The sequence below is a fragment of the Pseudovibrio sp. Ad37 genome (genome assembly GCF_001623075.1).
Lineage (GTDB): Bacteria > Pseudomonadota > Alphaproteobacteria > Rhizobiales > Stappiaceae > Pseudovibrio.
Genome location: NZ_LMCF01000181.1, coordinates 1 through 1,103, shown reverse-complemented (window position 1 = coordinate 1,103; position 1,103 = coordinate 1). Strand labels below are relative to the sequence as shown.

Annotated in this window: 1 protein-coding gene and 2 pseudogenes; 1 reads left to right on the top strand and 2 read right to left on the bottom strand. The window is 49.3% G+C overall.

The window, feature by feature from the left end; all coding sequences use genetic code 11:
- A partial coding sequence (locus PsAD37_RS28185; protein ID WP_153039732.1) for a transposase occupies positions 1-108 on the bottom strand: 108 nt, incomplete at its 3' end.
- Positions 109-195: 87 nt separating this feature from the next.
- On the opposite strand from PsAD37_RS28185, the pseudogene PsAD37_RS27830 reads away from it, so the two are divergent.
- Positions 196-498, top strand: a pseudogene (locus PsAD37_RS27830) (integrase core domain-containing protein); the annotation flags it as partial.
- Here the strand turns inward: PsAD37_RS27830 and PsAD37_RS20695 are convergent.
- Positions 483-1,103, bottom strand: a pseudogene (locus tag PsAD37_RS20695) (IS3 family transposase); the annotation flags it as partial. The pseudogenes PsAD37_RS27830 and PsAD37_RS20695 overlap by 16 nt on opposite strands.

Sequence of the window (1,103 nt, the reverse complement as noted above, 5' to 3'; positions counted from 1 at the left end):
GGCTGCGCTCATACCATGCTCCCCGCAAAGCTGCGCAACGGGAATACCGCTTTCTCCCTGCTTCAAAATTGCAATAACCTGCGCGTCGCTAAAACGAGATTTCTTCATAAATTCAGTCCTCAATATGAGGCAACACTATCTCTACTTTTAAACTCGATCAATTTCAGGGGGGATTACCGCATGTTCAGGGAGCGTCCGCAAACGCAAGGTAAGATCGAGCGTTGGCATCAGACTATGAAGAACCGCATCTTACTCGAAAACTACTACATGTCAGAGGATCTGGAGGCGCAAATCGCAGACTTCGTCGATTACTATAATCACCGCCGCTATCACGAGAGCCTTGGCAACGTCACGCCAGCCAACGCCTATTTCGGGCGAGATAAACAGATCCTACAGCATCGGAAGATGATTAAACGAAAAACTCAGAGGTGGTTCCGTTTATTTGGACAGGTGAGCGTCTTTTATAAGTGGATCCGCTCCGATTACGCAGCAGCTTGAGTTATGTGCTGCGGGTGGGTGCAGTAAGCCTGATCCGGGGTGTTCCGTTCAAGCGATGAATGTGGGCGCTTCTGGTTATAAAAGGTGATGTACTGCTTAATGGATTTTCTGGCCTCTGGCACACTGGCGTAGGCCTTGAGGTAGACTTCCTCATACTTGATGGTGCGCTAGAACCGTTCGATAAAAACATTGTCGCGCCATGCTCCCTTGCCATCCATGGAGATCTTGATCTTCTCACGCTTGAGCACATCGGTGAAGTCTATGCTGGTGAATTGAGAGCCCTGATCAGAGTTGAAAATCTCTGGCTTGCCGTATTTAGCGAGTGCATCTTCCAGAGCTTCGATGCAGAAGGTAGCCTCCATGGTGATTGATAACCGCCAGCTCAGAACTTTGCACGAGTACCAGTCAATGATAGCGACCAGATAGGTGAAGCCCTTTGCCATGGGAATGTAGGAAATGTCGATGGCCCAGACCTGACTGGGTCTTAAAACCTCCACATCACGCAGCAGATACGGGTAGATTTTATGTTCTGGCGCCGGTTTGGACGTATTGGGTCGTCGGTAGATTGCCTCAATACCCATCCTCTTCATCAAGGACCTTACTCT